We start from the raw sequence: 23,781 nt of genomic DNA on the forward strand, positions 1-23,781 counted from the left end.
GGCCGCCATTATCGGCGATGGCGGCCGCATTGCGCATGGGGCGTTCTTTACCTTCCCCGTGGCCGATGGGCCGGGCGGCACTGCGGCTCCGAGGCGCTGGCCAGGGGGGCGGGGGCCTAGATCTTGTAGGTGATGTAACGGCCCCGGCCCGCCTTCTTGGCCTGGTACATGCCCCGGTCCGCCGCCAGCAGCAGGGTATCGGCGGAAACGTCGCCGTAGCCCACGGCAATGCCGATCGATACGCCCATGGTGCAGGTCGTCTCGCCGATGGCGAAGGGCGGCTTGAGCACCTCGATGCACTTCACCGCCACGGTGCTGGCGGCTGTTTCAGCGTCGTCCCCCAGGTCGCACAGCAGCAGGACGAACTCGTCGCCGCCGACCCGGGCCAGGGTGTCGGCCTGGCGCACGATCTGGGACAGGCGCTGGGTCACCTGGCGCAGGGCTTCGTCGCCGGCCTTGTGGCCCAGGGTGTCGTTGATTTGCTTGAAGCCGTCCAGGTCCATGAACAGCAGGCCGACCTGGTTCCCCTTGCGCTGGGCCTGGGCCAGGGCCAGGCGCAGCCGGTCCGAAAGCAGGGCGCGGTTGGGCAGTCCGGTGAGGGGGTCGTGGTGGGCAATGCGGGCCAGCTCGGCCTGTTGTTCGTCGAGCTTCATCAGCAGCCGGTTGAAGGCGCGGATGAGGTAGCCCACCTCGTCGTTGCGCGACACCGGCAGGGGCGCCAGGGGGAGCTCACCCCGGGTCATGCGGTCGGCGTGGTCGGCGGCGCGAAACAGGGGGCGCAATACGAAATACATGCCGCAGGAGGCGAGCAGGGCAAAAATCGAAATGCCCACCACGGCGTTCTTGAGCAGGAAGGACTGGGTCCGGGCCACGGTGGCGAAGGCCTCCCCGCTGGGCAGCCGGGCGACCACGAACCAGCCGGTGCTGGGCACCGTGACCATGGCCGAGACTTCCTCGACGCCCTTGGCGTTGATCGTGATGCCGGTGCCCCGGTAGCCGCCCATGGCCCGGTCGTGCAGGGTGTTGATCCCGGGCGGCGGCGTGGGCTTGAACACCATGTCCGGCTCCGAGGCGGCGACGAACAGCTTGTCCCGGGGAGAAATGAGCAGGAAGCCGCCGGTACTCTTGCCGATGCGGCTCTTCTGCAGCAGATCGAGGAAGCCCGGCGCGGCCAGGGCGGTGATGCCCACCAGCACGCCGCGGATTTCGCCCTTGTCGTTCTTGAGGGGCACGGCCATGGGCAGGACCGGTTCCTTGGCGGCCCGGCCCATGATTGGGCTGCCGATGGACGCCTGGCCGGCGAGGGCGGCCTGGATGTAATCCCGGTCGGCGTAATTGCCGCCGACCCGGTCGGGCAGCGCCGGGTAATCGGCGATGGCCAGGCCCCGGGTGTCGGCAATGAACAGCCCGGCGGAAAAGAGCGGCTGGTAGTCGTAACGTTCCTTCAGCCATTCCCGCAAGGCCCTTGGCCGGTCGAGCAGCTCCCGGGGTAGTGCCGTGGCCAGGCGCTCGAGGAGCTGCCGGCGCTGGACGATCTTGTCGTCGATGTCCCGGGCCACGTAGGTGGCCAGGGCGTACTGCTGGGCCTCGACCACCGCCCCCAGGTCCTCGCGCAGGAAGTTGCTGAAGGTGTAGTAGCGCGCAACGATACCGATCAGGACGATGCACAGCCCGAGCAGCATCAGGCGGGTGATGACGCTGTCAAAGAGGCGGCGGGGTCGGCGAAAAGTCATAGTTCATAATCATAATCCCTCGCCATGACAGCTGTGACACATGGGAGATGGACGGTCGGTGAAAATCGGCCGGCGTAGCGCAGGGGATGGCGATGAGCGGGGAGGCCAGGATGCGATCCGGCACCCCACGGTCGCTGCCCGCGTGCCGGTCGTCTCCTGGCCGCTCTGCTCCGGCGCTATCGTGACAAGATGGCATCCAGTCGGATCGGAGGAAGCGCCCCGTAACGGGGCTGGCAGTGGGGCTGGCATGGCGCCCGCGGCGCCCAACGTCCTGTCCGTTGTCTTGTTAACCCGCCTGCACCCTTACCGGTGTGCGATTGGCGGCATCCAGGAGTTGTCATGAAAATCAAGATTTGCGTATTGGCGGCGCTGTTCGCGCTGCTGGGTGGCTGTGCGGTCTACACCCCGGCTGGCGCCGTAGTCGTCGATCCGGCGCCGGCCCATCAGGGTGGCGGTGGCTTCTGTCCGCCGGGTCAGGCCAAGAAGGGTAATTGTTGAGGTACTACTCCCGGGCGCTTGCCGTCCCTCTGGACGGAGCGTTCCCGGGCGCCGCCGCAAGGGCGGACGAAAGGCTGTGGCACGGCGGGGTTGACCGCCGTCCGGCCCTTCGGTTAGGGTTGCTGTCATGAACACCCAGCAGACCCCCATGATCGAGCGCAACGCTCCGATCGCTGTCTTCGCCCTGGACCAGCTCTCCCTGGACCTGGGTCTGCTGCTGCGCGTCTAGCGCACACTTACTTTCCCCCCTCCTGTTGAAACCGCCTCCTCCAGCCTCCGGGCCGGATCGGGCGAGATGCGTCAGCCCCGTCGCTCGGCGCGTCGCCATCCTCCTTTTTCCCGTTGTCGTTTTTCTCCCTCGGAGACTGTCATGACCTCCCTGCACCTGCTGCTACTGCCCGCCTTCTCCATCCTGCGACTGCCGTCCGGTTGCCAGGCCGCGAACCATGTCCGCGACACCGCCGGACAGCCTGGCAGCCCCATGCGTGCCCCTTCTTTCCGTTATCGACCGCATTGGAGTAGATCATCATGTTGAAGAACCCCGCCGCCAAATACCGTCCTTTCACCCCGGTGCATGTCACCGACCCCACCTTCGCGCGGACCTGGCCCGACCAGGTGATCGCCCGCCCGCCGATCTGGATGAGCACCGATCTGCGGGACGGCAACCAGGCACTCTTCGAGCCCATGGATGCCGAGCGCAAGATGCGCATGTTCAAGACCCTCGTGGCCATCGGTTTCAAGGAAATCGAGGTCGCCTTCCCCTCCGCCTCCCAGACCGACTTCGACTTCGTCCGTGAATTGATCGAAGGCGGCCACATCCCGGACGACGTGACCATCGAGGTCCTCACCCAGGCCCGGGACCACCTTATCCGCCGCACCTTCGAATCGTTGCGGGGCGCCCGCCGGGCCATCGTGCATCTCTACAACGCCACGGCCCCCAACTTCCGCCGCATCGTCTTCGACACCGACCAGGCCGGGGTCAAGGCCATCGCCATCGAGCATGCCCGCCTGATCCGCGATTGCGCCGCCACCCAGCCCGACACCGAGTGGGTGTTCCAGTACAGCCCCGAAGTGTTCACCGGCACCGAGCTCGATTTTGCCCGGGAGGTCTGCGACGCCGTCACCGAGGTCTGGCAGCCCACCCCGGAACGCAAGTGCATCATCAACCTGCCGGCCACGGTGGAGATGGGCACTCCCAACTACTACGCCGACCAGATCGAGTGGATGCACACCCGCCTGGCCCGGCGCGATTCGATCATCCTCTCGGTGCACCCCCACAACGACCGGGGCTGCGCCGTGGCCGCCGCCGAGCTGGCGGTGATGGCCGGCGCCGACCGGGTCGAAGGCTGCCTGTTCGGCAACGGCGAGCGCACCGGCAACGTGGACGTGGTGACCCTCGCTCTCAACCTCTACTCCCAGGGCGTGGACCCGGGCCTCGACTTCTCCCGCATCAACGACGTGGCCCGCACCGTCGAGCACTGCACCCAGTTGCCGATCCACCCGCGCCACCCCTACGTCGGCGACCTCGTGTTCACCGCCTTCTCCGGCTCCCACCAGGACGCCATCAAGAAGGGCCTGGCCGTCCAGCAGGCGGACGCCATCTGGGAAGTACCTTATCTCCCCATCGATCCGGCCGACGTGGGCCGCACCTACGATTCGATCATTCGCGTCAACAGCCAGTCCGGCAAGGGCGGCATCGCCTACCTGCTCGAAACTGAGGTGGGCCTCGTCATGCCGCGCCGCCTCCAGGTGGAATTCTCCGGTGCCGTGCAGCGGATCACCGACGCCACCGGCGGCGAGATGACCGCCAGCGCCCTCTGGCAGGTGTTCAGCCGCGAATACCTGGAAGCCACCGCCCCGGTGCGCTACGTCGGCCACCACCTGTTCGAGGCCGCCCAGGAGCGCCAAGGCATCGCCCTCACCGTGGACATCGGCGGCGCCACCCGGGAGTTGCGCGGCGAAGGCAACGGCCCCATCGACGCCACGGTGGACGCCCTGCGCCAGGCCGGCTTCGACGCCGCCGTGCAGCACTACGAGGAGCACTCCCTCGGCAAGGGCGCCGACGCCCGGGCCGTGGCCTACGTGGAGATGACCGTGCCCGGCCGCCCCGGCGCCACCTTCGGCGTCGGCGTGCACGGCAACATCATCACCGCCTCGGTGCTGGCCGTGGTTTCGGGCATCAACCGTAGCCAGGCTGGCGCGGCAGTGCCGGCCGCCGCCCAGGCATCTGCCCCCTGACCGGGATAGCCCCGGGGGCAGCCTGGGGTCGCCCCCGGGCGCTGGCGTGACCCGGCCGAGGCTGATCCCGGGGCGCCCGCCGGCGGAGCGGACGGGGTAGGCCGCCGCGCTACGCTTCCGGCATGGTTGCGGACGTGGGGCCGGCGGCGCTTCGATGGTTGAGCGGTTGAGCGATTCCCGCCACCACCTTTTCGCCATCATCTCCAGCCATCGTCTACGGCGATGGCTCTTTTTTACCCCCGTGGAACTCAAGAACTGGCGCGGGGTTTTGGCAGGGTGTGAAATTGCCATCGCGGTTGACGATGGCATGCGGCTCGCCTTGTCGGCCTGGTAGCCCTCGGCACGGAGGGGCACCGCTGGGGGGAAGGTGCGGTCGACTGTCGTCGTGGCGGCTGTCCGCCACCGCGTCTTGGCGTGCTTTGCTGCGGTGAGATTGCCGCCGGACGGCGGCACTCGGTGCCCGGCTTTCGGCTTTCGGCTTTCAGCTTTCGGCACCCTGGGGCGCGGGCCTTGGCCTGTGACCCCCGTTCCTGGTCCGGCCCCGGCCCCCGTTGTCGTTCGGCCGGGCACCCGTCAGCGGGGCATCCCCGCCCTCAGGTCTCGGCCGCCCCCTCCCGCCCCGCCAGCAGGGCAGCCTCCCTCATCACCAGTTCGGCGATGGCGTCGGCCACCGCCCGCACCCGGGGCGAGCGGCGCAGGTCCGGATGCAGCACCAGCCACAGCTTGCGCCGGGTCGGGCAGTCGTAAGCGGGTAGACGCACCAGTACATCGTCCCGGTTGCCGAGGAAGTAGGGCAGGGCGGTCACACCCAGGCCGGCCCGGGCCGCCTGGTAGAGACCGCCCAGGTCGTTGCTGCGCAACACCGTGGGGCGCCCGGCGGTGAGACTGTCGAGCCATTGCTGCTGGGGCACCTGGCGCAGGCTCTCGTCGTAGCCGACGAATTCCCACTCTGTCGCCGGCCGGGCCGCCCACTCGGGCGTGGCGAACAGGCCGTAGCCCATTTCCGCCAGGGGCCGGGCCACCAGGCCGGGAGCGCTGGGGCGGGAGAGGCGCAGGGCCAGGTCGGCCTCGCGCCGGGTCAGGTTGGCCTCCCGGGCCTCGCCCACCACTTCCAGGCGGATGTCCGGCCAGCGCTGGCGCAGGGGCCCCAGGCGCGGGACGAGAAAGTGGCTGGCCACCACCGGCGGGGCGGAGAGACGCACCGTGCCGGACAGGGTGGCCACCCCCAGGGCGGCGCGGCCGAAGGCCAGGGCCTCGTCCTCCATGCGCTGGGCGTGCTGGGCCAGGGCCTCCCCTTCCGGGGTGAGGCGCCAGCCCCGGGGCAGCCGGTCGAACAGGCGCAGCTTGAGGGCCTGCTCCAGGGCATCGACGCGCCGGGCCACGGTGGAGTGCTCCACCTTGAGGGCACGGGCGGCGCCGGACAGGCTGCCTTCCCGGGCCAGGGCGAGAAAGTGGCGCACGTCGTCCCATTGCAGGGGGGCGTTCAGGTCTGGTGAATTTTGCACAGTCAATGTGTGTTCATTGGGAATTTTCGGGCGATTTTGAACGGATTACAGTGGCCCGGCAATGCGCTTCCGGGGCAACAGCGCCGCGCCGACAACACGGTGCGATGCCCGGGGCTGCTGGACGTTTTTCCGAGGCTTCCGGCAGTCCGCCCCGGGGGCGTCATTTTTCCCGTCATCCATTTCGAGAGGTCGCCATGTCAACCCTTGCCCCGTCCGCCGCCGTTGCGACGCCCCACGCGCCCCTGACCCACGCCACCGAAGTCCGCCTGCACCGCCCCGGCGATGCCACGGCCCTCCAGGTCGAGCGCCGCCCCCTGCCCGCCCCCGGTCCCGGGGAAGTGCAGATCCGCCACCGCGCCATCGGCGTCAATTTCGTCGATATCTACCACCGCACCGGCCTTTACGCCCTGCCCTCCCTGCCCGCCACCCTGGGGGTGGAAGGGGTGGGGGAAATCGTCGCCCTGGGGGCCGGTGCCGCCGAGCAGTACGGCCTGGCCCTGGGCCAGCGGGTGGCCTACGCCGGGCCGCCGGCGGGCAGCTATGCCAGCGCGCGCAACTTCCCCGCCGCCCGGGCGGTGCCCCTGCCCGACGGGGTGTCCGACGCCAGCGCCGCCGGGGCCATGCTGCGCGGCATCACCGCCCATATGCTGTTCGCCCACGTGCGGCCCCTGCGGCCCGGCGACACGGTGCTGGTCCATGCCGCCGCCGGCGGGCTGGGGCTGGTGCTGACCCAGTGGGCCAAGGCCCTGGGGGCCACGGTGATCGGCACCGTGGGCAGCGCCGCCAAGGCCGAGCTGGCGGCCGCCCACGGCCTGGACCACGCCATCCTCTACAAGGATGAGGACTTCGTCGCGGCGGTGAAGGAGCTGACCGACGGCCAGGGTGTGCACTACGCCATCGACGGCATCGGCGGCGCCACCCTGGCCCGCACCCTGGAGGCGGTCCGCCCCTACGGCATGGCGGCGTCCATCGGCCAGGTGGCCGGTGACATCGGCCTCGTCGATCCGGCCCTGCTCGGCCCGGCCCGCTCCATCGCCCTGTCCCGCCCCGGGGTGTTCCGCTTCATGACCGACCTGGCGCGCTACCGGGAAGGGGCGGCGGCCACCCTGGCGCGCCTGGCTGCGGGCCTCAAGGTGGAAGTGGGGGGCACCTTGCCTCTGGAGCAGGCCGCCGAGGCCCATCGCCGGCTGGAGGCGGGCGAGACCTCCGGGTCGTTGCTGCTCATCCCCTGAGGCGGGGACAACGCCTTGTCGGGGGCGGGCATTGCACCTGCCCCTTTCCCCGCTGTGCAGCGGGGAGGATTTCGTTGACTCCGTTGATTCCGTTGATTCCCCATTCCCATTGCATCGTTGGAGATCATGCTCATGTTGTACGTCGTGCTACTGCGCTACATTCGTTCCCTGGCTGAAGTGGAGGCCCATCTGGAGGCTCACCGCGACTACCTGTATCGCCAGTTCGGCGCCGGCCGCTTCATCGCTTCCGGCCCTCAGGAGCCGCGCCAGGGCGGCGTCATCCTGGCCCGGGCGCCCTCCCGGGAGGCGCTGCTCGGCTGGCTGGCGGAAGATCCCTTTTCCCAGGCCGGGGTGGCCGCCTTCGAGGTGGTGGCCTTCCATGCCACGCTGCGGGCCTCCGAACTGCCGGCGTCCCTGGCGCCGGACAGCGCAGCCGTGCCGCGGCTGGCGGCCTGAGGGGCCGGGTAACTACCGGTGCCACCGGGATGGCAGGAGCGTCCCGGTGGCACCGTCAATTTCGTGAAAGGACGCACCATGCCCGACCATGTTGTTCCCATCGTCACCCTGGCGGACCTGCCGTTGACCGAGCACGGCAACGGCGCACGCTACCAGGCCCGCGCCGCCCAGATAGCCGGTCGGCTCGGCCTGAAGGGCCTGGGCGCCCGGCTGGTGGAGTTGCCGCCGGGCAAACGGGCCTGGCCGCGCCATCACCACTATGCCAACGAGGAGTTGGTGGTGATCCTGGAAGGGCAGGGGCTCTGGCGCTTCGGCGCCGAGTCCCGCCCGGTTCGGGCCGGTGACGTGCTCGGCGCCCCGGCGGGTGGGCCGGAAACGGCTCATCAACTGGAGAACGATTCGGATGCTCCGCTGCGTTACCTGGTGGTCAGCACCATGCATGCGCCGGACGTGATGGGCTACCCGGATTCGGGCAAGGTGGCGATCTTTGCCGGTGCCCCACCGGGGGGCGACAAAGCCGCCCGCACCCTGGAGTACGTGGGCCGCCTGGGGCCGACGGCGGGGTATTGGGAGGGCGAGGCGTAACCGGGGGCGGCTGCCGGGGGGAGACCGTGAGCGGTGGCCTCTGCCGTTCGGTGTGGGCCATCCGGCCGATGCATTTCGAAGCGCTCGGATGGCGGGCGCCCGGGTATTGGCGCTGCGGTGGTGCCAATACCCGTTTGTGACTATGGGCGACTGAATGGGCTGGTGCGTCGATATCGTGGCCATCCTCAGATTTGATTCGGCGCGCATATGCCGGCCAGGCATCATGCTCGTGCCGCAGCCCCTTTGGGGCCAGTAAATGCCCCGGGGTGCCGTTCGTCCGCTTGTCTAGTGAAGTTGCATAGCCGAGCGGCGCTGTGCTGTTGAAAAGAGTCAATACATTGCAATATCATGCGAGTTAAATCGTCACCGTACGCAGGCGGCTGGAGGGGCGCCGCCAACGACGCGTCGGACGACGGATCCGCTGTACCGGTACCTCGTACCACCAGGCCCTGAGAGTGCCTCGCCGCGCGCCGGACAGGGCGGTCTGGTTCTAACAACAAGCAGCACTACGGAGAATCGTCGCCACCCTGGTTGCCGTCCGACCGATATTGCGTCCGGCAGGCTCCCCGGAGGGTGAAAGGAATGCGGCATGAGAAGAACCGGGTTCACCCTGATCGAGCTTCTGATCACGATCGCCATCATCGGGATCCTGGCCTCCGTCGCCTACCCTGCCTACACCAGTTACGTCCAGCGCGGCCGCATCGCCGAAGCGATGAACCAGCTGGCAACCATGCGCGTCCAGCTTGAGCAGTACTACCAGGACAACCGCAACTACGGTTCCACGGCCGCCGCCTGCGGCAACAACATCGGCACCCTGGACGGGGATGCGTTCACGTTCTCCTGCAATTACGGCACGGTCGCCACCAATCAGGGCTTCCTCATTACGGCAACGGGCAAGGCGGGACGCGGGATGAACGGTTTCACCTTCACCATCGACCAGGACAACGCCCGCCAGACCACGGCCTTTCCCAATGCCAGTGGGCTGCCGCGTAATTGCTGGATGAGCCGGGCGGGCGATACATGCTGACCCCGTTCATGGCGCCTCGCCGCAACGCCGGCTTCACCCTGATCGAAGCCATGATCGTGGTGCTGATCATGGCCATCCTGGCGGGGTTGGCGGCGCCGTCCTTCCGCCAGATGATCACCAACTACCGGGTGCGCACCACGGCGGATGCCATCATGAACGGCCTGCAATTGGCCCGCGCCGAGGCGATTCGGCTCAATACCGGGGTGACGTTCACCCTGGCGGCCAGCGGCGGCTGGACCGTGGCCGTGCCGTTGCCCGCCCAGACTCTGCAGACCCGCCCGGCCGGCGAGAGCGGCGGAACGATGCAGATTGCCAGCACCAACGATCAACTCAGCCTGACCTTTACCTCCACCGGGCGCGTGCTCAATTTTTCCCCGGCCACCAATCTGTCCCGGGTGACGGTGACCGCTGCCGGAAGTGGAATCGATACCCTGCAGATCGACGTCTTTGCCGGTGGGCAGAGCCGCATGTGCAATCCGGCGATCACCGCCGCCAACGATCCGAGGAAATGCTGATGGGTGCGTCCTCTGCCACACAGCGCGGTTTCACCCTGATCGAGGGCTTGATCGCCCTCCTGATCTTTTCCCTGGGCATCCTGGGATTGGTGGCCATGCAGGCCAACGCCATCAACATGAGCACCGAGGCCCGGTACCGCGCCGACGCCGCCTTCCTCGCCGACCAGCTGTTCGGCTTGCTGTCCGTCGCCGACCCTGCCCAACTGGCAAGCTTTGCCCACCGCTCCACGGGGGGCAACCTGTGCGCTCCCGGTGGCAACGACACCACGGCCGCCGTCGTCACCGACTGGCTGACCCAGGTTAACGGGATGCTGCCCAACGCCCCGGCAAGCAAACAGCAAATCGTGGTTAACGCCGCCGACCGCACGGTGACCGTGACGCTGTGCTGGCAAGCGGTCCAGGGCGTACCCCACCATCACACCGTGACATCCCAACTGCAATGGCAATGATCATGGCGGTTTCTCCTTGTTCCGCACCCACCGCCCGCCGGTGGCGGCAGCGCGGTATTTCCCTGGTGGAATTGATGGTCGGTCTGGTGATCGGCATGCTCGTCGTTCTGGCCGTGACCGGCTCGGTGGCGGTGCTCAACCAGCAGCGCAAGACCACCATTTCCGGCGGGGATGCCCAGGAAAGCGCCCGCACCGCCCTCGGCGTGATCGACCGGGCCGCCCGCCTGGCCGGGGCTGGCTTGTTCAACAACGGCCAGCTGCTGTGCAGCAGCATCAACATCTATTACGACGGCACCACCCTGGCCAACGGCGCACCGTTGCTGCCGATCAAGATCACCGATGGCGGTGCGGGCGGGTCGGACAAGATCACCGTGACCTACGCCGATGCCAAGGGGGGTAGTGGCGTGGTCAACGTGGTGGAAGACATGCCAAACACCTCGGCCAACTTCGTCGTCAATCACCAGGGCAGTCTGCAGGTCGGCGACCTGGCTGTCGTCGGCGTACCGGGCAGCAACCGGCCGTGCACCCTGTTCCAGATTACCGATTTCCCCCCGGGGGGCGGTACCTGTGGTGGGGTGACGACCTCGTGTCTGAAAGTGCAGCACAACCCGGGCAGCACCGGAAAATACAACCCGGCCAATCCCAACACCGCCTTTGCCGATGCGCCGCGCTATGGCTACGTCAACGCGCCGCCCACCGTCATCGGCCCGGCCATCATTGCCCGCCTGGGCAAGCTGGTCCAGGACACGTATGCCGTGATGTGCAATTCCCTGGTGTCCTACGACGCCACCATGGCCGGGGTGAATGCCCCGTCGTGCACGGCCTCGCCGGCCGCCTTCGCCAACGTCATCCCCCAGGTGGGCGACGTGGTGCAGATCCAGGCCCAGTATGGTATTTCCGCCAGCGCCAACAGCGATGTGGTGACGTCCTGGGTCGACGCTACCGGGGCCACTTGGGCGGCCCCCACCAGTGCCGACGCGATGCGCATCAAAGCGGTGCGCATCGCCGTCGTGGCGCGGGGGCGGGAGCCGGCTTCGGGGAACGTGACGGCAGCCGTATCCAGTGGATTTCCCGATGCCGCCGCGCCGGCGATCGATCTGAGCACGGTTACCGTTCCCGCCGGCAAGACTTGGCAGAACTATCGTTACCGGGTCTACCAGAGCGTGATCCCCCTGAGGAACGTGGCATGGAATCAGTAAAACCCATGGCCGGTGGCCTGGTTAGGGCCCGGCGGCGCGAGCGGGGGGCGGCCCTGTTCGTCACCCTGATCGTGTTGGTACTGCTGACCCTGGCCGGCATCGCGGCGATGCGGTCGGCCGACACCAACAACGTCATTGCCGGCAACTTCGCCTTCAAGCAGGCGGCCATGCAGGCCTCCGACCGGGCGATCACCGATGCCATGAACAACCTGGCCAACATCACGGTGGGTGGTGGCGGCAATGCTGACGTCAACAACCGCTATTTCAGTGTTCGCCAAGCGGCCATGGACAGCCTGGGCGTGCCGACGGGCGTTAACTGGAGCCAGGTGGCCTGCACCGACGAGACGGGGGCAGCGGTGGCGAATTGCGATACCAGCACCGGCAGCTACCGGATCCAGTACTACCTGGAACGGCAATGCGATGCCAACCCGACGCTCACCGACCTGAAAGACATCAAGACCCACTGCGACTACGAGGTGCGCGCAACCGCGCCCAGCGAGCAGTTGGCCATTCGCTATCGCGTCATCATCCGGGTGCGTGGTCCGCGCAATGCCACTGGCCTGTATGAAGTAATGATCAGCGGTCCGGCCACGAGCTGACCAGGGGGAGAAACCATGCAACGTCACGTCCTGAGGCGCCTGGCCCGCTACTCGGCCCTGTTTTTGGCCCTGGTAGGCTCCCTGGCGCTGGCCGGTACCGATATCGCCGACACCCCGATGGCGGTGAAGAACAACGTCGCGCCGAACTTCATGTTCATGGTCGACAGCTCCGGGTCGATGCGCAACATCGTGCCCGAGGCCCCCTACAGCCCGACGGCCACGTATCTGGCCAGCTGCCCGAACGGCAACCGCCAGGTGCCAGCCGGCACCTCCGTGGATCTGCGCATCACCGGCGGCGTGCCGAAGATCTATTACGGCAACAACAGCTATACCCTGGGGAGTGCCAGCAACTCCCAGCGCTGTTTTGACAATAACGCCACCTACAGCGCCCGCCTACTGGCCGATCAACCGTGCGGCGGTGGCACCACTTGTCCCACCTCCCTGGATGCCGTCTATACCGGCCATTACCTGAACTGGTTTTTCGGCAATTACGACGGGCCCCTTACTGGCTGGGTGGACCGCAAGAAACTGAGTAACGCCAGCTACGCCGTGCATACCCGGCTGGAAATCGCCCAGATTGCCGCCAAGGCGACCCTGGATGCCCTGCCGTTGCCCACCAGCGGCTCGACCCAGGCCAAGGTGCGGGTTGGCCTGAGCGCTTACAACAGCTCGGATGGTGGCTCGCTGCTGCGTGGCATCGCCGACCTGACGACCACCAACCTGGCGGCGATGAAGACCGCCATCGACGGCCTGGATGCTTCCGGCAGCACCCCCCTGTCCGAGACCCTGGCCGATATCGGCCAGTACTTCACCATCCCCTATACCGGCAACCTGACCCTGCATCCGAATGGCACACCGTCGATTGCCAGCGTTGCCAGTACGTTCAAGCAGGGAACGAGCTCGCCGCACAAGCTGGCTGGCGCGCCCAGCACGTGCTCCGGTACGTCTTGCCCGGTGCAGTACTGGTGCCAGCGCTCCTATGCGATCCTGCTCACCGATGGCCGTCCGCAGAACGACATCGGCTTGGCGAACAACGCTAACCTGTGCGACTACGCCGGGGTCATCGGTTCCTGCCCCACCACGGGGAAAAACCAGTATGGCCAGAAGACCACCACCACCCATATCGGCCATTTGGGCGGGGCACACAGTTATGAAAGCGGCGGCAGCGACTATCTGGATGACGTTGCCCAGGCGCTCTATGAGATAGACCTGCGGCCGGACCTGGCGGCGCCGGCGGGCCGCAGCAAAAAGAATAACGTCCGTACCTACACCGTCGGTTTTGCCGACGCCCAGGCGAAGGACGATCCCTTGCTGCAGGAGACCGCGGCGGAAGGCGGCGGCCTGTTCCTCACCGCCGACGACACCACCACCCTGACCACGGCGTTCAAGAAGGCCATGGACGATGCCCTGTCCAAGGACGGTGCCTCTTCGGCGGTGGCGGTGGTCAACACCCAGATCACCGTGGACAACACGGCCTATGCTTCCAAGTACAGTTCGGGCGACTGGAGCGGCGACCTGGAGGCCTTTTCCCTCAACACCACCACCGGCCTGCCCATCACCCCGAGCGTCTGGTCGGCCCAGGCCAAGCTCGATGCGCGTACTGCGGCCAACCGCAACATCGTCACCTATTCGGGCACTGGCGGGGCGGTCTTTTCGGCCGCCTCCACCGGCCTTGCCGCGCCCCTGGTGAACTACCTGCGCGGTGACCGCAGCCTGGAAGGCTCCACCTACCGCCGCCGCGGCCATCTGCTCGGCGACATCGTCAATGCCGAACCGGTGGTGGTGAAATACGGCGACACCCCGGTCATTTTCCAGGGCGCCAACGACGGCATGCTGCACGTCTTCAACGGCAGCATCAGCGCCTCCGACACCCAGCAGGGACAGGAGCTGTGGGCCTACGTGCCGCGCCTGCTGCTCAACAAGCTGAGCACCCTGGCCGATCCCAACTACGCCCACCAGTTCTACGTGGATGCCACGCCGGCGATTGCCGACGTGCCGGGGGCGAGCAGCACGACCAAGGTGCTGGTCGGCGGATTGGGCAAGGGCGGGCGCGGCTATTACGCCCTCGACATTACCAGCGGCACTGCCGCCTCGGAATCGGCCTACGCCGCCAAGGTGTTGTGGGAGGCCTTGGGCAGCGACAGCCGCATGGGCTACAGCTACGGCACGCCGCTGATCATCAACACGCCGTCCGGCTGGCGCGTGCTGGTGGCCTCGGGCTACAACAACGGTTCCGATACCTCCGGCGACGGCCACGGCCGGGTGTTCGTGCTCAATCCCACCACCGGCGCGGTGACCAACGTGATCGATACCGGCGTCGGCAATGCCGCCACGCCGGCCGGTCTGACCTACCTGGCCAAGCCCAACGGGGCCCTGGCCACGGACGTGATTTCCTACGTCTATGGTGGCGATCTGCTGGGCAACGTCTGGCGCTTCAACCTCAACGACTGGTCGGCGGTCCACATCGCCACCCTGACCGACGGGGCCGGCAACGCCCAGGCGATTACGTCGGCGCCGGTGGTCGGGCCGGTCAATGCATCGGCCAGCAAGTACTTCGTCTATGTCGGTACCGGCCAGTATCTGGGCGACAGCGACGTGCCCGGCAATACCCCGCAAAACGCCCATGCGACCCAGACCCAGTCGGTCTACGGCATCATCGACGACACCAGCGTCGTGTCGCCCCCTCTGCCCAACATTCGCGGTGGCAACGGTTCCACCTGCCCGTCCGGCGGCGGCACCGGCGCCTTCGTTTGCCAGAACCCCGGCACGGCACAGAACAACAACACCGAGTACACCAACACGACCTATGGCTTGAGCGCCACCCAGACCGGCTGGTACTTCGACCTGCCCATCGCCAACGCCCGGGTCGTCACCCATCCCCAGCTGAGCTCCGGCGGTGCCCTGGTGATCACGGTCAACGTGCCAACCAACACCACCTGCGATCCGGGGGGCTCCAGCTGGTTCGTCAACGTCGATGCCGCCAATGGCGGCGCCATTCCCACGACCTACAACGGCAATACCTACTGGCCGTCCTTCTCCTTCCAGGGCTACGCCTTGTCCAGCCGGGCGGTGATCGTGGAAACGGCCGACGGCAAGCGGGCGGTGATCCGTTTCTCCGATCAGACCTTCAAGTCCCCCGCGGTGCGCGAGCCGCCCAAACCCCCCGGTGCGGCTCCGGCGGTGTGGCGTCGCATATACTGGCGCGAATTGATGTAATGCCACCCCGGGCCACCGGGGACGAAATGCACGCCCGCTTACCGCTTTGCCTGGCCCTCTCCGCGGCCGCCCACCTGCTGTTGCTTGTTGTCGCACCGAGCGAGGCGCGCCCGGAGCGTTACGGGCCGCCGCTCCAGGCTCTGCTCGCGGCGCCCGGAAGTGCCGCTCCGGCCGCCGCTGATCCCCTTCCCGCTGTGGATGACACCCCCCAGGCGCAACCCGCGACGGACCTTGCCGCCGAATCCACGGCGGCTCTTTCCCCGCTGGCCGAAACAGCCCCCGGCGCGACTCAACCGGCGCCTGCTGCCTCGCCTGGACAGGCTGTTCCAGCCTATTTCGCTCCCACGGAGTTGGATCGCCGGGCCAGCGTCAGCGCTGCACCCGACCTGCCCCTGCCGACCGAAGAAGTCCCCCCGGGCCATGTGCGCCTGCGCCTCTTCCTCAACGAGCGAGGTAGCGTGGACCGAGTCGAGGTGGAGGAGAGCACCCTGCCTGCCGGCTTCACCGATCAACTGCGTGGCGAATATGCCCGGTTGAAGTTCACCCCCGCCCAGCGCCAGGGGCTGCCGGTGCCGAGTTGGCTGCGTTTCGAGGTCGTCTACGAAGCGCATCCGGCTCCATGACGCCGCCGCGGCCTCGTCATTTCCGGAAAAAAAGAAAGGGGCCGCAAACGGTTGCGGCCCCGTGGTGCACGGTTTTGCAATTGGCGCTCGGCCGGTGCTAATGCCATCGCCCCTGGGGTGATGGCGCGGTGGGAGCATGAACCCCCGCGGCTGATGTAGCGATCAGACCAGTGTGTTGTCCGCCATGCAGGTAGGCGATGGCATGGACCCGGAGGTCACCCTGTCCATACTCGCACCCAGGGCAGAATCACCGGCAGCAGCAGGGCGGTGAGGGCGCCGTTCAGGCCCATGGCCAGGGCCGAGAAGGCGCCGGCCTGCTCGCTGGATTGAAAGGCCCGGGCGGTACCGATACCGTGGGCTGCCACGCCGATGGCGAAGCCGCGCACCGCCGGGTCCTTGAGGCCCATGGCGTTGAACAGGTATGGCGCGGTCACCGCACCGAGGATGCCGGTGACCATCACCAGCACCGCCGCCAGGGAGGGCAGGCCGCCGTTGCGCTCGGCGATGCCCATGGCGATGGGCATGGTCACCGACTTGGGGGCCAGGGACATCAGGGTGGCGGTGCTGGCACCGAACAGGTGGCCGATGACGATGGCGGAGAGAGCGGCCACCAGGCAGCCCACCACCAGGGCCACCAGTACCGGGACGATCATCGACCACACCTTCTTGAGCTGGGCGTGCAGCGGCAGGGCCAGGGCCACGGTGGCCGGGCCGAGCAGGAAGTGCACGAACTGGGCGCCGTCGAAGTAGCGCTGGTAGGGCACACCGGTGACGGTGAGCAGGGTCACCAGGGTGACCACGGCGAGCAGCACCGGGTTGGCCAGAGGATGGAAGCCGGCCCGCTTGTACACCCAGAAGGCGCCCTGGTAGGCGAGCAGGGTGACGGTGAGGCCCATCAGGGGCGAGGCCGACAGGTACACCCAGATGGCGGACAGGGGCTGGGGGGTAATGAGGCTGGGCATCACACACCCTCCCCGCGGGGCGCCGCCGGGGCGCCCGGCCCGCGCCGCGCCGCCACGGCCTTCATCACCAGGGCGGTTACCGCCAGGGTGAGCAGGGTGCTGACCACCAGGGAAAGGACGATGGGCAGCCATTCCGCCTCCAGGCGGTGGAAATGCACCATCACCCCGGTGCCGGCGGGCACGAACAGCAGGGAGAGGTGTTGCAGGATGCCCTGGGAGGTGGATTGCAATTCGTGGCTGGGGCCGTCGCCGAGCACCAGGGTGGCGAACAGCAGCAGCATGCCGATCACCGGGCCCGGCACCGGCAGGTCGAGCCAGCGGGCGAGCACCTCGCCGATCAGCTGGAAGATGAGGAGTTGGGTCAGGGCAGCGAGCATGGATGGGGCCTCCAAAAGCAATGACCGCCACGCCTCGGTCCCGGAGGGCGAGGGGCGGCGGTAGATCGTTGGTACTGGGTTGCAATAATAATCCGAACTAGATCGGCCATTACATACCTGGGGTCACATCTGCTGTGACCGCGGTTCGTCGACGCCACCCCTTCGTCGGCGCCACCCCAGCGGCGCGCTCCGTTCGGGCCACCCGTTGCATCCGGGCCGCCCGGGCCACCCAGGCCGCCAGGGGATGGAGGGTTGCGCCGCCCGGAAGTTTCAGCCCCGGGCCAGGTTCAGCCCCGTAGTTCGCCGGGCGTGGTGCCGAAGAAAACGCGGAAGGCAGCGGTGAACGCCGAGGGCGAGTCGTAGCCGTGGGACAGGGCCACGGCGGTGACGCTCTCGCCCGCCTCCAGGGCGGCCAGGGACATGAGCAAGCGCAGGCGCTGGCGCCATTCGCGGAAGGTCAGCCCGGTGTCCTGGAGGAAGCGCCGCGCCAGGGTGCGCTCCGAGGCGCCGGCCTCGGCCGCCCAGTCGGCCAGGGTGCGGCGGTCGTCCGGATCGGCCTGGAGCGCCGCGCACAGCGCCGCCAGCCGCCCGTCCGCCGGCAGGGGCAGGGTGAAGGCGGCGGCGGGCAGGCGGGCCAGTTGGTCGATCAGCACCTGGACCAGGCGGCCGTCCTCGCCGGCCGGGTCGTACTCCACCGGCAACGCTGCCACGGCGCGGATCAGCTCCCGGGCTAGGGGCGTCACCTCCAGCACCCGGCACTCGGCGGGCATGCGGGCGGCCACCTCGGGGGTCAGGTACAGGCTGCGCATCTCGGTGGGGCGGTGGGATTCCACCTGATGGTCCACCCCGGGCGGAATCCACACCCCGTAGCGGGGCAGGGCCACGTGGTTACCGGCGGGGGTGCGCACCCCGAGCACGCCGCTGATGGCGTAGGAGAACTGGCACCAGGGGTGGCGGTGCACCTCGGTCCACGACCCGTCGGGCAGGGATTCGCTGCGGTTGTAGAGGGGCCGGGGCAGGGCGGCGAGGGTGGGAACGGGGCGTTTCATAGATTTGTCCGGTTGGCGATGATGGTTGGCAGACCGTCGAAAGTCGGACAAGCGGGATGGGCGTAGAGTTTCCTCCTGCGCGGGTGTCCGCGCAATCGGCGCCGTCGCTGTCGTCATTGGCCGCCGCCTTTACCGGAGTGCTCCCCATGCCCGCCTTCTCCCTCGGCCAGACCCTCTGGCGCACCTTCAACCGGGTCATCCGCGACTGGTTCCTGGTCGGCATGCTCGGCGCCGTGGCCCTGGCCAGCCTGTTTCCCAGCCTGGGCAAGAGCGGCGGCCTGCTGCACATCGACCAGGTCACCGACGTGGGCATCGCCCTGGTGTTTTTCCTTCACGGCCTGGGGCTGTCCATGACCAGCCTGCGCGACGGCCTGCTGCGCTGGCGGGTGCATGTGCTGGTGCAGCTATTCACCTTCGCCGTCTTTCCGCTCCTGTGGTGGCTTGCCAACGCCGCCCTGGGCGACCGGGTGTCGCCCGGGCTGGTGCTGGGCTTTTGCTACCTGTGCGCCCTGCCGTCCACCATCTCGTCGTCGGTGGCCATGACCGGCCTGGCCCGGGGCAACGTGCCGGCGGCGATCTTCAACGCCACCCTGTCCACCCTGCTCGGCGTCGTCATGACCCCCCTGCTCATCACCCTGCTGGTGGGCAACATGCTCGATGGCGGCAACGGTGCCGGCGGCCACGCTCATTCCCTGACCGACGCTTCGCTGGCCATCGCCCGCCTGCTGCTCCTGCCCCTGGTGGCGGGCATGGCGCTACGCCCGGCGCTGCACAAATGGCACGTCCGGTTCAAGCGCTACACCAACCTGCTCGACCGCTTCGTCATCCTGCTGCTGGTGTTCGGCGCCTTCTGCAACTCGGTGGCTTCCGGCGTGTGGCGCGACCAGGGGCTGGAGGTGCTGGGCGAGACCCTGGCCGGCGTGGCGGTGCTGCTCGCCATCGTCCTCGCCCTCACCACCTGGACCGCCCGGCGCCTGGGCTTCGCCACCGAGGACGAAATTACCGCCGTGTTCTGCGGCTCGAAAAAGACCCTGGCCTCCGGCGTGCCCATGGCCAAGCTGCTGTTCGGCGCCCACCCGGCCCTGGGGCTGATCGTGCTGCCGATCATGCTCTACCACCAGCTGCAGTTGTTCGTCTGCTCGGTGCTCGCCTCCCGCTACGGCGCGCGGGAGAGGTGAGCGGTCCGGGGGGCAGGGGGCTTACTTCGCCAGCAGCGGCCGCAGCATCCCGATCATCCGGTCGATCTCTTCCCGGGTGACGTTGAGGGCCGGCATGAAGCGCAGCAGGTGGGGGCGGGGGGCGTTGAGCAGCAGGCCTTCGGGGGCCAGGTTGCGGGCGGCTTCCACCACCGCCGGGCCGCGTTCGTCGGCGAGCAGCAGGGCACGCAGCAGGCCCTGGCCGCGCTCGCCGTTCAGGCCCAATTCGTCGGACAGCTCACGCAGCTTGACGCCCAGGTAGTCGCCCAGGGCGGCGACTTCGGCGAGGAAGCCCGGGGCGGTGAGGGTGTCGAGCACGGCCACGCCCACTGCGGCCATCAGCGGGTTGCCGTTGTAGGTGCCGCCCTGGTCGCCGGCCTCGAAGCAGCACACGGCTTCCTTGGCGAGTAGGGCCGACAGGGGCACGCCGCCGCCGATGCCCTTGCCCAGGGTCATGATGTCCGGCTCGATACCGGCGTGCTGGTGGGCGAACAGGGCGCCGGTGCGACCCATGCCGGTCTGCACCTCGTCCACGATCAGCAGCAGGCCGCGCTCGGTAGTGAGGTGGCGCAGGGCCTGGAGGAATTCGGTGGTGGCGGGCACCACGCCGCCTTCGCCCTGGACCGGCTCCAGCATCACCGCCACGGTGTTGGGGCCGATCAGGGCTTCGACCGAAGCCAGGTCGTTGAGGGTGGCCTTGGGGAAACCGGGCACCTGGGGGGCGAACAGGGTGTCCCAGCCGGGCTTGCCCGAGGCGGACATGGTGGCGAGGGTGCGGCCGTGGAAGCTGCCGGTGAAGGTGATGATTTCGAAGGCGCCACCCTTGTGCACCTTGCCCCATTTGCGCGCCAGCTTGATGGCGCCCTCGTTGGCCTCGGCCCCGGTGCTGGCGAAGAACACCCGGTCGAAGCCGGAGTGCTCGGTGAGGCCCCGGGCGAGCTTGAGCGACGGTTCGTTGTAGAAGGCCGGGCTGGGGTTGATCAGCTTGCCGGCCTGGGCGGCCAGGGCGTCAACGATGGCCGGGTGGCCGTGGCCCAGGCAGTTCACCGCCCAGCCCTGGACGAAGTCCAGGTAACGCTTGCCCCGGTGATCGGTGAGCCAGGAGCCTCGTCCCTCGACGAACACCAGGTCGGGGCGGGCGGTGATCCACATCAGGGGCTGGGCGTCGGCGGGGGAAAAATCCATGGAAGTCTCCATCAATGAAAAAGGCCACGGGAATGCCGTGGCCTGGGGGGAAAGCGGGCAAACCCTCAACGGGGGACGAGCGGCGGGCGACGGCCGCCATGGGGGCGGCGGCGTCGTTCGGCGGGCAACGGCAGTCCGGTGAGGTGAGTGCGGGTCATGCCGTGCACTTTGCCATAGTTTGCCCTGCCGGGATGACGGTTTTGCATCCGCCCGGCCCTGGCTCCCCGCGGCAGGGATGCCGTGGCTCCTCGCCGTGGACCTGGCGGTATTCCGCCAGCAGGGCGCTGGTCAGCAGGGGGAAACCGGGGGCTGCTGCTTAGTGGCGCTCAGGCGAGCAGGATGTGGCCGGCGGTGCGCAGCAGGATGCCGATGCAGCCCCCCAGCACGGCGGGCTTCCACACCGCGGCGACGCGCTTGCCGGCGGAGATGAGGATGGCCACCCCGGCCACGTCCAGGGGGTTGATGAGGAAGCCGGCGCCCTGGTTGAGCAGCAGCACGCTGGCGTGGCCCTGGCGCAGCATCTCGTCCATCACCCCCATCATGGCCGTGCCGCCGGCCAGCACCTTGGTCAGGGTGAGCAGGATCAGGGCCGGGTCCAGGTGCAGGGCGGCCATGGCCGGGCCGAGCAGGGCGGTGAGCAGGTCGATGGCGCCGAAGGCGCGCAGCAGCATCACCACGGTGAGCGACAGCACCAGCATGGGGATCGAGCCCACGGCGATCTTGAAGGCCTCGGCACCGGCATGGTTGATCACGTCCAGCACCCCCTTGGCGTCCTCGGCGGTGCGGTGGTGCAGGGTTTCGTCCAGGGGCGCCTCGGCGCTGCTCAGGTGGCGGCCGAAGCCGTAGTAGGTGACGGCCGCCGCCGCCAGTCCGCCCAGCACCGAGAGTAGCAGGGTGGGGGTGTAGCTCAGGCCCAGGGCGGCCAGGGGAAAAGTGGTGTTGGCCTGGGCCATGGCCATCACCATGGCCAGGGTGGCAGCCAGGTGGCGCGGCGAGGCGCCGCGCTGGTCCATCATGGTCAGGGTGGCCACCGGGGCGGCGAAGCTGACGAAGTTGATCTGCAGGGCGGCGAATACGCCCAGGCCGGTCAGGCCCACGGGTTTCAGCAGCGGGGCAATGCGCGCCACGGCCCAGTCGAGTACGCCCTTGGCTTCGAGCAGGCGCATCAGGGAGAGCATCACCACCATCACCGGCAGCAGGATGAAGAGGGACAGTTCGACGGCGGAGCGGCCAGCCTTGAGGATGGCGTCGATGAGCAGTTCCATGGCGGAGGCGGAAAAAGGGAGGGGCGGCGGTAGCGCCGGGGCGGCCGCAATTATGCCCATTCGCCGGCCTGGCCGGCTATGCGGTGGTGGCAACGGTAGCGGGATTCTCCGGTGTGTAGCGCTCAGGAGCGGTGCGGCGCTGATACCAATCGTGACAAAACTTGCCGAACCGGGGGGTGGGAGGGGCGGTCAATCAAGCGGCAGTTAGGGGCCGGCTCCGCGCATCTGCGGTGTGTGTGGCTCTGTGACGATCCGGGCGCCCGGGGTTTCCGTCGATCGGTTATTCCCGGCGCGGTGCATCCACCAGTGAGGTTTTCATGGGCAGGCAGACGGTACTCCCCGTGGCGGGAAGAGGGCAAGACAGCGGGCAGCGATGCCCTGGCAAGAGGTGCTTGGAGGGATGGTCATGGCCGATCTAAGCGCATTCTCTGTACTATCCGCCCTGGACTTGGCCCGGCTCCAGTTCGCCTTCACCGTTTCGTTCCACATCCTCTTTCCCGCCATCACCATCGGCATGGCCAGCTACCTGGTGGTGCTGGAGGCCTGCTGGCTGCGCACCAAGCAGCCGGTGTACCGGGATCTGTACCACTTCTGGTCGAAAATCTTCGCCGTTAACTTCGGCATGGGGGTGGTGTCGGGGCTGGTCATGGCCTACCAGTTCGGCACCAACTGGAGCGGCTTTTCCCAGTTCGCCGGGGGCATCACCGGCCCCTTGCTGGCCTACGAGGTGATGACCGCCTTCTTCCTCGAAGCCGGCTTCCTCGGCGTCATGTTGTTCGGCTGGAACAAGGTCGGACCGGGGTTGCACTTCCTTTCCACCGCCATGGTGGCCCTGGGCACCCTGGTGTCCACCACCTGGATCCTGGCCTCCAACAGCTGGATGCAGACGCCCCAGGGCTACGCCATCCTGGACGGTCGGGTGGTGCCTACGGACTGGCTGGCAGTGATCTTCAACCCCTCCTTTCCCTACCGGCTGCTGCACATGAGCGTGGCCGCCTTTCTCGCCACCGCCCTGTTCGTCGCCGCCTCGGCGGCCTGGCACCTGCTGCGCGGCCAGGACAACCCGGCCCTGCGCAAGATGCTGTCGATGGCCTTGGGGCTGCTGGTGGTGGTGGCGCCGGTCCAGGCGGTGATCGGCGACATGCACGGGCTCAACACCCTGGAGCACCAGCCGGCCAAGATCGCCGCCTTGGAAGGGCACTGGGAAAACCGGGGCGACGAGGCCCTGCCCCTGATCGCCTTCGGCTGGCCCGACATGGCCCGGGAAGAGACCCGCTACGCCGTCGAGATCCCTCACCTGGGCAGCCTGATCCTGACCCACACCTGGGGCGGCCAGATCAAGGGACTGAAGGAATTTCCGCCGGAAGACCGGCCCAACGCCACTCTGCTGTTCTGGTCGTTCCGCGTCATGGTCGGGCTGGGGCTACTGATGATCCTGCTCGGCCTGTGGGGGCTGGTGCTGCGCCGGGGCGGCGGCCTGTACCGTTCCCGGGCCTTTTTGCGCGCCGTGCTGTGGATGGGGCCGAGCGGGCTGGTGGCCCTGCTCGCCGGCTGGATCACCACCGAGGCCGGGCGCCAGCCCTGGGTGGTCTACGGGGTGCTGCGCACCGCCGACGCGGTGACGCCCCACGGCGTGCCGGAGCTGGCCCTGTCCCTGGCCCTGTTCGTGGCCACCTATTTCTTCGTCTTCGGCGTGGGCATCGCCTACATGTTCCGCCTGGTGCGCAAGGGGCCCCAACCCCACGAGGGCGACCCGCACCCGGAGAGCGGGCCCGGCCTGGAGCGCACCCCGGCCCGACCCCTGTCGGCGGTGGGCGACGATGAGGCCCGGGCGCCCCTGTCTTCTGGCGCCGCGGCGGGGAGGAACTGAGT

The 23,781-nt window shown here is 68.1% G+C and carries 21 protein-coding genes; 14 read left to right on the forward strand and 7 right to left on the reverse strand.

The window, feature by feature from the left end:
* Window positions 1-116: 116 nt before the first annotated feature.
* Window positions 117-1,733, reverse strand: coding sequence for a diguanylate cyclase domain-containing protein (locus OTERR_RS03620; RefSeq protein ID WP_149424888.1), 1,617 nt, complete (start codon window positions 1,731-1,733; stop codon window positions 117-119).
* Window positions 1,734-2,072: 339 nt separating this feature from the next.
* On the opposite strand from OTERR_RS03620, the gene OTERR_RS15965 reads away from it, so the two are divergent.
* Window positions 2,073-2,231 (forward strand): hypothetical protein, encoded by a 159-nt coding sequence (locus tag OTERR_RS15965; protein ID WP_187775293.1) that lies wholly within the window; start codon window positions 2,073-2,075, stop codon window positions 2,229-2,231.
* 528 nt (window positions 2,232-2,759) lie between these two features.
* Window positions 2,760-4,469, forward strand: coding sequence for a 2-isopropylmalate synthase (gene leuA / locus OTERR_RS03625; protein ID WP_149424889.1), 1,710 nt, complete (start codon window positions 2,760-2,762; stop codon window positions 4,467-4,469).
* Window positions 4,470-5,062: 593 nt separating this feature from the next.
* Here leuA and OTERR_RS03630 read toward each other — a convergent pair.
* Complete coding sequence (locus tag OTERR_RS03630; RefSeq protein WP_246154317.1) at window positions 5,063-5,974, reverse strand: LysR family transcriptional regulator; 912 nt, start codon at window positions 5,972-5,974, stop codon at window positions 5,063-5,065.
* Between the two features lie 194 nt (window positions 5,975-6,168).
* On the opposite strand from OTERR_RS03630, the gene OTERR_RS03635 reads away from it, so the two are divergent.
* The 10 genes from OTERR_RS03635 to OTERR_RS16110 all read left to right on the forward strand — a co-directional run bounded on the left by OTERR_RS03635 (window position 6,169) and on the right by OTERR_RS16110 (window position 15,875).
* On the forward strand, window positions 6,169-7,206 hold the full coding sequence (locus OTERR_RS03635; RefSeq protein WP_149424890.1) for a quinone oxidoreductase family protein: 1,038 nt from the start codon (window positions 6,169-6,171) through the stop codon (window positions 7,204-7,206).
* 126 nt (window positions 7,207-7,332) lie between these two features.
* Window positions 7,333-7,662: a YciI family protein gene (locus OTERR_RS03640; protein WP_223115996.1), complete on the forward strand. Its 330-nt coding sequence runs from the start codon at window positions 7,333-7,335 to the stop codon at window positions 7,660-7,662.
* A 78-nt stretch (window positions 7,663-7,740) separates the two neighbouring features.
* Window positions 7,741-8,247: a cupin domain-containing protein gene (locus OTERR_RS03645; RefSeq protein ID WP_149424891.1), complete on the forward strand. Its 507-nt coding sequence runs from the start codon at window positions 7,741-7,743 to the stop codon at window positions 8,245-8,247.
* A gap of 589 nt (window positions 8,248-8,836) precedes the next feature.
* Complete coding sequence (locus tag OTERR_RS03650) at window positions 8,837-9,274, forward strand: type IV pilin protein (protein ID WP_054621590.1); 438 nt, start codon at window positions 8,837-8,839, stop codon at window positions 9,272-9,274.
* Window positions 9,268-9,789 carry a GspH/FimT family pseudopilin gene (locus OTERR_RS03655; RefSeq protein ID WP_054621589.1) on the forward strand — a complete coding sequence of 174 codons (522 nt, stop codon included), beginning with the start codon at window positions 9,268-9,270 and terminating at the stop codon, window positions 9,787-9,789. The genes OTERR_RS03650 and OTERR_RS03655 overlap by 7 nt, the downstream gene beginning before the upstream one ends.
* Window positions 9,789-10,238 (forward strand): type IV pilus modification protein PilV, encoded by a 450-nt coding sequence (gene pilV, locus OTERR_RS03660; RefSeq protein ID WP_054621588.1) that lies wholly within the window; start codon window positions 9,789-9,791, stop codon window positions 10,236-10,238. The genes OTERR_RS03655 and pilV overlap by 1 nt, the downstream gene beginning before the upstream one ends.
* Before the next feature lie 2 nt (window positions 10,239-10,240).
* Window positions 10,241-11,437 (forward strand): PilW family protein, encoded by a 1,197-nt coding sequence (locus OTERR_RS03665; RefSeq protein ID WP_187775294.1) that lies wholly within the window; start codon window positions 10,241-10,243, stop codon window positions 11,435-11,437.
* Window positions 11,425-12,036, forward strand: a complete 612-nt coding sequence (locus OTERR_RS03670) for a hypothetical protein (RefSeq protein WP_149424893.1) — start codon at window positions 11,425-11,427, stop codon at window positions 12,034-12,036. Before OTERR_RS03665 ends, OTERR_RS03670 begins: the two co-directional genes overlap by 13 nt.
* Before the next feature lie 15 nt (window positions 12,037-12,051).
* Complete coding sequence (locus OTERR_RS03675; RefSeq protein ID WP_149424894.1) at window positions 12,052-15,252, forward strand: pilus assembly protein; 3,201 nt, start codon at window positions 12,052-12,054, stop codon at window positions 15,250-15,252.
* 26 nt (window positions 15,253-15,278) lie between these two features.
* Complete coding sequence (locus tag OTERR_RS16110) at window positions 15,279-15,875, forward strand: energy transducer TonB (RefSeq protein ID WP_149424895.1); 597 nt, start codon at window positions 15,279-15,281, stop codon at window positions 15,873-15,875.
* A 215-nt stretch (window positions 15,876-16,090) separates the two neighbouring features.
* Here OTERR_RS16110 and OTERR_RS03685 read toward each other — a convergent pair whose 3' ends face one another.
* From OTERR_RS03685 to OTERR_RS03695, 3 genes are all read right to left on the reverse strand, one after another.
* Window positions 16,091-16,837, reverse strand: coding sequence for an LrgB family protein (locus tag OTERR_RS03685; RefSeq protein ID WP_187775296.1), 747 nt, complete (start codon window positions 16,835-16,837; stop codon window positions 16,091-16,093).
* The gene (locus OTERR_RS03690) at window positions 16,837-17,214 is read right to left on the reverse strand and encodes a CidA/LrgA family protein (RefSeq protein ID WP_149424896.1); all 378 of its coding nucleotides are present in this window, start codon (window positions 17,212-17,214) and stop codon (window positions 16,837-16,839) included. The genes OTERR_RS03685 and OTERR_RS03690 overlap by 1 nt, the downstream gene beginning before the upstream one ends.
* Window positions 17,215-17,501: 287 nt before the next feature.
* Window positions 17,502-18,263 carry an AraC family transcriptional regulator gene (locus OTERR_RS03695; protein WP_149424897.1) on the reverse strand — a complete coding sequence of 254 codons (762 nt, stop codon included), beginning with the start codon at window positions 18,261-18,263 and terminating at the stop codon, window positions 17,502-17,504.
* Window positions 18,264-18,409: 146 nt separating this feature from the next.
* Between OTERR_RS03695 and OTERR_RS03700 the strand changes: the two genes are divergently transcribed.
* Entirely contained in the window at window positions 18,410-19,441 is a 1,032-nt protein-coding gene (locus OTERR_RS03700) for a bile acid:sodium symporter family protein (RefSeq protein WP_054621581.1), read from the forward strand.
* 21 nt (window positions 19,442-19,462) lie between these two features.
* Here the strand turns inward: OTERR_RS03700 and OTERR_RS03705 are convergent, their stop codons facing one another.
* Together OTERR_RS03705 and OTERR_RS03710 are read right to left on the reverse strand one after the other, a co-directional pair.
* Window positions 19,463-20,644 (reverse strand): acetylornithine transaminase, encoded by a 1,182-nt coding sequence (locus OTERR_RS03705; RefSeq protein ID WP_149424899.1) that lies wholly within the window; start codon window positions 20,642-20,644, stop codon window positions 19,463-19,465.
* Window positions 20,645-20,970: 326 nt separating this feature from the next.
* Window positions 20,971-21,909: a nucleoside recognition family protein gene (locus OTERR_RS03710; RefSeq protein WP_149424900.1), complete on the reverse strand. Its 939-nt coding sequence runs from the start codon at window positions 21,907-21,909 to the stop codon at window positions 20,971-20,973.
* 406 nt (window positions 21,910-22,315) lie between these two features.
* Here OTERR_RS03710 and OTERR_RS03715 point away from each other — a divergent pair, with 406 nt between their 5' ends.
* Window positions 22,316-23,779 carry a cytochrome ubiquinol oxidase subunit I gene (locus tag OTERR_RS03715; protein WP_149424901.1) on the forward strand — a complete coding sequence of 488 codons (1,464 nt, stop codon included), beginning with the start codon at window positions 22,316-22,318 and terminating at the stop codon, window positions 23,777-23,779.
* The last annotated feature ends 2 nt before the right edge of the window (window positions 23,780-23,781 follow it).

It is taken from the genome of Oryzomicrobium terrae, from assembly GCF_008274805.1.
GTDB lineage: Bacteria > Pseudomonadota > Gammaproteobacteria > Burkholderiales > Rhodocyclaceae > Oryzomicrobium > Oryzomicrobium terrae.

What these genes read in the sequence shown, in the direction of transcription:
- OTERR_RS03635 (WP_149424890.1), top strand. Translation starts at nt 6,169, where the DNA reads ATGTCAACCCTTGCCCCGTCCGCCGCCGTTGCGACGCCCCACGCGCCC.
- OTERR_RS03675 (WP_149424894.1), top strand. Translation starts at nt 12,052, where the DNA reads ATGCAACGTCACGTCCTGAGGCGCCTGGCCCGCTACTCGGCCCTGTTT.
- OTERR_RS03665 (WP_187775294.1), top strand. Translation starts at nt 10,241, where the DNA reads ATGGCGGTTTCTCCTTGTTCCGCACCCACCGCCCGCCGGTGGCGGCAG.
- OTERR_RS03715 (WP_149424901.1), top strand. Translation starts at nt 22,316, where the DNA reads ATGGCCGATCTAAGCGCATTCTCTGTACTATCCGCCCTGGACTTGGCC.
- OTERR_RS03685 (WP_187775296.1), bottom strand. Translation starts at nt 16,837, where the DNA reads ATGCCCAGCCTCATTACCCCCCAGCCCCTGTCCGCCATCTGGGTGTAC.
- OTERR_RS03695 (WP_149424897.1), bottom strand. Translation starts at nt 18,263, where the DNA reads ATGAAACGCCCCGTTCCCACCCTCGCCGCCCTGCCCCGGCCCCTCTAC.
- pilV (WP_054621588.1), top strand. Translation starts at nt 9,789, where the DNA reads ATGGGTGCGTCCTCTGCCACACAGCGCGGTTTCACCCTGATCGAGGGC.
- OTERR_RS03640 (WP_223115996.1), top strand. Translation starts at nt 7,333, where the DNA reads ATGCTCATGTTGTACGTCGTGCTACTGCGCTACATTCGTTCCCTGGCT.
- OTERR_RS03700 (WP_054621581.1), top strand. Translation starts at nt 18,410, where the DNA reads ATGCCCGCCTTCTCCCTCGGCCAGACCCTCTGGCGCACCTTCAACCGG.
- OTERR_RS16110 (WP_149424895.1), top strand. Translation starts at nt 15,279, where the DNA reads ATGCACGCCCGCTTACCGCTTTGCCTGGCCCTCTCCGCGGCCGCCCAC.
- OTERR_RS03705 (WP_149424899.1), bottom strand. Translation starts at nt 20,644, where the DNA reads ATGGATTTTTCCCCCGCCGACGCCCAGCCCCTGATGTGGATCACCGCC.
- OTERR_RS03620 (WP_149424888.1), bottom strand. Translation starts at nt 1,733, where the DNA reads ATGACTTTTCGCCGACCCCGCCGCCTCTTTGACAGCGTCATCACCCGC.
- OTERR_RS03710 (WP_149424900.1), bottom strand. Translation starts at nt 21,909, where the DNA reads ATGGAACTGCTCATCGACGCCATCCTCAAGGCTGGCCGCTCCGCCGTC.
- OTERR_RS15965 (WP_187775293.1), top strand. Translation starts at nt 2,073, where the DNA reads ATGAAAATCAAGATTTGCGTATTGGCGGCGCTGTTCGCGCTGCTGGGT.
- OTERR_RS03690 (WP_149424896.1), bottom strand. Translation starts at nt 17,214, where the DNA reads ATGCTCGCTGCCCTGACCCAACTCCTCATCTTCCAGCTGATCGGCGAG.
- OTERR_RS03655 (WP_054621589.1), top strand. Translation starts at nt 9,268, where the DNA reads ATGCTGACCCCGTTCATGGCGCCTCGCCGCAACGCCGGCTTCACCCTG.
- leuA (WP_149424889.1), top strand. Translation starts at nt 2,760, where the DNA reads ATGTTGAAGAACCCCGCCGCCAAATACCGTCCTTTCACCCCGGTGCAT.
- OTERR_RS03645 (WP_149424891.1), top strand. Translation starts at nt 7,741, where the DNA reads ATGCCCGACCATGTTGTTCCCATCGTCACCCTGGCGGACCTGCCGTTG.
- OTERR_RS03670 (WP_149424893.1), top strand. Translation starts at nt 11,425, where the DNA reads ATGGAATCAGTAAAACCCATGGCCGGTGGCCTGGTTAGGGCCCGGCGG.
- OTERR_RS03650 (WP_054621590.1), top strand. Translation starts at nt 8,837, where the DNA reads ATGAGAAGAACCGGGTTCACCCTGATCGAGCTTCTGATCACGATCGCC.